General features: G+C 73.3%; 1 protein-coding gene. It reads left to right on the forward strand.

The window, feature by feature from the left end:
- Nucleotides 1-4,342 (forward strand): type I polyketide synthase (locus G4D87_RS34215; protein WP_163786873.1); only part of this gene is annotated, 4,342 nt, incomplete at both ends.

Genomic DNA, 4,342 nt, shown 5'->3' on the forward strand with positions numbered 1-4,342 from the left:
GGGACGAGCCCATCGCCATCATCGGGCTGTCGGGCCGCTACCCCCGGGCCGAGGACCTGGAGGCGTTCTGGGAGAACCTCCGCGCCGGGAAGGACTGCATCACCGAGGTTCCTCCGGAGCGCTGGGACCACGCGCCCTGGTTCGACCCATCCGCCAGCCGTCCGGGAACCACGCAGAGCCAGTGGGGGGGCTTCCTTCAAGGCATTGACCGGTTCGATGCCCGGCTCTTCAACCTGTCGCCGCGGGAAGCAGAGCTCATGGATCCGCAGGAGCGGCTGTTCCTGGAGACGGCCTGGCAGGTGCTCGAAGACGCGGGCTACGCGGGACGCGCCCTGCGCGGCCGCAAGGTGGGCGTGTTCGTGGGCGTGATGTGGGGGCAGTACGCGCTGCTCGGCCTGGAGGAAACCCTCCAGGGCAACCCGCTCTCGCCGTCCTCGTTCGCCGCCTCCATCGCCAACCGGGTCTCCTTCTTCTTTGACTTCCGTGGGCCCAGCCTGGCCCTGGACACGATGTGCTCCTCCTCGCTGACGGCGCTGCATCTGGCCTGCGAGAGCCTGCGGCGCGAGGAGTGCGAACAGGCGCTGGTTGGCGGCGTCAACCTCATGCTGCACCCCAGCAAGTACGTGCTCCTGAGCGAGCTCCGGATGCTTGCCCAGGATGGGCGGTGCCGCGCGTTTGGCGAGGGGGGCAGCGGCTACGTCCCAGGTGAGGGCGTGGGCGCCGTCCTGCTCAAGCCCCTGTCCCGCGCGGAGGCGGACGGGGATTACATCCACGGCGTCATCCGCGCGACCGTGGTCAATCACGGAGGCCGCGCCAACGGCTACACGGTGCCCGACCCCGACGCGCAGGCCACGCTCATCACCGAGGCGCTGGAGCGCTCGGGCGTGGAGCCACAGACGCTCGGGTACATCGAGGCCCATGGGACGGGGACGAGCCTGGGCGACCCCATCGAGGTTTCCGGCCTGGGCAAGGCCTTCCAGCGGAGGACGGCGCCGGGCTGGCGCTGCGCCATCGGCTCGGTGAAGTCGAACGTCGGGCACCTGGAGGCCGCCGCGGGCATGGCCGGGCTGACCAAGGTCCTGCTCCAGATGCGGCACCAGCAGCTGGCCCCTTCGCTCCACGCGCAGCGGCTCAATGCGTTCATCGACTTCCAGGCCACGCCCTTCCGCGTGCAGCAGGCGCTGAGCGACTGGCCCGCCCCCGCGGGCGTCGAGGGACACCGCCTCCCCAGACGGGCGGGGCTGAGCTCCTTTGGCGCTGGCGGCGCCAACGCCCATGTCATTGTCGAGGAGCACCTGCCGCCTCCGTCTCCGCCCGCGGCGCATGAGCGCCCCCGGCTCGTGGTGCTGTCGGCGCGCGCGGAGGAGCAGCTCCGTCCGTACGCGGAGCGAATCCTCCGCTTCCTCGACCGGCAGGCCGCGCCGGAGGCGACGGGGCCCGCGGTGAGCCTCGCGCGGCTCGCCTACTCGCTCCAGACGCGCAACGAGGCCATGGCGGCGCGGCTGGCCCTGGTCGCCACCAGCCAGGACGACCTGCGTGAGCAGCTGCGACGCTTCCTGGACGGACAGGCCCCTCCCGACACCTGCTTCCAGGGACGGCTCCGGGCCGAACAGTCCCGGGTGAAGGTGTCGCCCCAGGGTGAGGATGTCCCGGCGCTCAGGGCGCTGGCGGCGCGCTGGGTGGAGGGCGCGGACATCGACTGGGCGGAGCTCTACCCCCATGGCGTGCCAGGGCGGTTCCCGCTGCCGACATATCCCTTCGCCCACCGCTCGTACTGGCTGCCCAGGACGACGCCCGCGGCCACGACGCAGCCGCCGACGCGCCTGCATCCCTTGCTGGGACACAACACCTCCACGCTGGAGGCCGTGCGCTTCACCACGACCTTCCCGGCGACAACGCCGCTCCTCGCGGACCACCGCGTGGGTGGGCGCGAAGTCCTCCCTGGCGTCGCGTGCCTGGAGATGGCGCTGGGCGCGGCGCGGCTGGCCGGCGCCGGGACTGTCAGCGCCCTGCGCGACATCACCTGGGCCAGCCCCGTGATGCTGGCGCCTGGGGCCGCTGCGCTCGAGGTCTCCCTCACGCTCCAGCAGGACGGCGCCCCCCTGGGCTTTCGCCTCGTCGGCGCGGACGGCACGCTCCACGCGCAGGGACGGCTGCAGCGCCAGGAAGCCACGCCGAAGCCTCCCCTCCGACAGGAGCCCGAGGCCCTCCGGGCGCGCTGTCCGCGGGTGCTGTCATCGCGGGACTGCTACGCGCTCCTGAGCGCACGCGGGCTCGAGTACGGCGAGAGCCTGCGCCCGCTTCAGCAGCTCCACGTGGGCCGGGACGAGGCGCTGGCCACGCTGCGGCAGCCTGGCGCCGCGGCCCCGTCACCCGACGTCGTGCTCCCACCGGCCCTCCTCGACGGCGCGCTCCAGGCCGTGGTGGGCCTCCTTTCAGACGGAGCGCAAGCGGGGGGCGCCGCGTCCTGGCTGCCCTTCTCCCTGGGCGCGGTCCACCTCCATCAGCCCGTGCCCCTGGAGTGCCTCGTCCATGTCACGCGCACGGGGCGGCGCAAGGACGTGGAGACCTTCGACCTCTGCCTCACCGACGTGACGGGGCAGGTGCTCGTCCGCCTGGAGGACTTCCGCGTTCGGGAGGTCCCTGGGCAGAAGCAGCAGGCCCCCACCCGCGTCCTGGGCGAGCGCTGGGTGCCCGAGCCCCTGGAAGGCGCCGCCTCCGAGCCCGGGGGGCCGCTGCTGGTCTTCGACCACGACGCTCTTTTGCGCGATGCGCTCCGGCGCCTGGTCTCCGGGCCCGTGTTCCTCGTGAAGCCGGGGCCGGGCTTCCGTGCGGCCGGCGACGGCGTCTACGAAGTCGACCCCGCGCGGGTCGAGGACGTCGAGCGCCTGCTCCAGGCCCTCCGGCAGGGAGGGGGGCTCCCCGCCCGCGCCATCCACGCCTGGGCCCGTCACCCGCCCCAGGAGCTCGCCGCGCAGCACCTGGACACGGCGCTCGCGCAGGGCATCCACGCGCTGACGGCCTTCACCCAGGCGTGGCTGAAGGCACGGCCCGTGCCGTCCCTCCGGCTGCTGTGCGTCTACCAGGGGCCGGCGAGCGCCGCGCCCCAGCACGCCGCGCTCTCGGGGTTCTGCAAGTCCATCAACCGGGAGCACCGCGCGCTGCGCTACCGGACCGTGGAGCTGTCCGAGGCGCCAGCCGTCTCCGCGGCCCTGCTGCTCCAGGAGTTGTCACCTCCCGAGGCGCCGGATGACGAGGTCCGCATCGGCGCGGAGGGCCGCGCGCGGCTGTGCCGGACCCGCCTGTCGCCGCTCGCCGACCCGGACGACGCGCCGCTCTTGAGGGAGCGTGGCGTCTACCTCATCACGGGAGGCCGCGGCGGGCTGGGCCTGCTCTTCGCCCGGTGGCTGGCCCGGCGGGTCCGGGCGCGGCTCGTGCTGGCCGGGCGCTCGCCCGAGGACGACACCGTGCGCGACCAGCTCCGGGAGCTGGCCAGCCTGGGCGCCGAGGCCGTGTACCGGCAGGCGGATGTCTCGCGGGCAGACGCGGTGGAGACGCTGGTGGGCGAGGCCGTGGGCCGCTTCGGCGCCCTCCACGGCATCATCCACTCGGCGGGGGTGCTGCGCGACGCCATGGTCGCCCAGAAGCGCGACGAGGACATCGCGTCGGTCCTCCAGCCCAAGCTCCTGGGCGCGCTCCACCTGGACGCGGCGACCCGGCACCTGCCGCTCGACTTCTTCGTCCTGTTCTCCTCCCTGGCGGGCGTCATCGGCAACGTGGGGCAGACGGACTACGCCTTCGCCAATCGCTTCCTCGACCACTTCGCCCGGGGGCGCCTGGAGCAGGTGCGGCGGGGCCAGCGCCACGGGCGCTCGTTGTCCATCACCTGGCCCTTGTGGCGCGAGGGCGGCATGCACGTGGACGCCCAGATTGAGGCGCACCTGCTGCACACGCTGGGCATGAAGCCACTGAGCACCCGCGAGGGGCTCGACTTCTTCGTGCGGGCGCTGCACTCCACCGAGCCGGTGATGGCCATCGTCGAGGGCGACGTCGAGCGCATCGACCGCGCCTTTGATGTGAGGACGGCGCCCGTCGCGCCGGACGTCGCGGACGACGTCCTCGCGACCATCGCCGAGGTCCTCGCGGTGCGCCGGGAGGACGTGGACCTCGACGCGAGCCTCGAGGACCATGGCTTCGACGCGACTTCCCTGGCCGAGCTCGCCGCCCGGCTGGAGCCGCGGCTGACGCGCGCCCCGAGCCCGCGCGAGCTCGTTGAGCACGCCTCCGTGCGCGCGCTCTGTCAGGCCCTGGCCCCTGCGGCCCCCCTGTCTCTTATACACTT

Origin of the sequence: Myxococcus vastator, assembly GCF_010894475.1 — a bacterium.
Taxonomy (GTDB): Bacteria; Myxococcota; Myxococcia; order Myxococcales; family Myxococcaceae; genus Myxococcus; species Myxococcus vastator.